This is a genomic window from Bartonella sp. AP72JLCBS, assembly GCF_042195705.1.
Taxonomy (GTDB): domain Bacteria; phylum Pseudomonadota; class Alphaproteobacteria; order Rhizobiales; family Rhizobiaceae; genus Bartonella.
Genome location: NZ_JBHIOU010000138.1, coordinates 1 through 584 on the forward strand (window position 1 = coordinate 1; position 584 = coordinate 584).

Below are 584 nucleotides of genomic sequence, written 5' to 3' on the forward strand. Positions count from 1 at the left end.
ACATAAATGGTAACATAGATTGTTACACATTAACGTCTATATGCAAACGTTTCAATCCATAGTTAAACTTTACTACACGTAATTAAACACCAACCCAGAAACTTGATACATACTCGTTTATATGGGAGTTGAGGAAGATGGTTATCATCTCTTGCTCAAGTATGTCGAGGCGTGAATGTCCGGGGTATTTTTTCTTCTGCGGTATGAATTCCTGCCGTAATTCCTCGTATTGTTCGTTCCCGCTGCTGGCTTTCGGCGAGATTGAAACTGTGTCAGCGGAGTACTGCGGAGACAGGGTCTTTGTTGTTTTCCTTGTCTTCGCACGTCTCCTCGAACGTGCTATTTTTCGAACGGCGACACCAATGACATCGTCGTCGTCAAAGTCCGAGCTCATCCCACTGAGGGCGTCGGGAATCGGCGGGCCCACCTCATCTGCATCGGGACTTTCGGTAGTGCCGTCCCACGCGGGTACTTCATTTGTTAATTTCGTCGGCGCATTCGCGTGTGATCGTCGTTCCATTGCCTGAACCCGACCAACAAGCCGAGGGAACTCTGTTGTCATCATCTGGCACATTTGTTCCAGA

1 protein-coding gene is annotated in these 584 nt (G+C 47.9%); it reads right to left on the reverse strand.

Annotation, left to right across the window (positions count from 1 at the left end; translation table 11 throughout):
- Positions 1-82: 82 nt before the first annotated feature.
- The coding region (locus ACFILO_RS09750) for a hypothetical protein (protein WP_375678241.1) at positions 83-584 on the reverse strand (502 nt) is incomplete at its 5' end.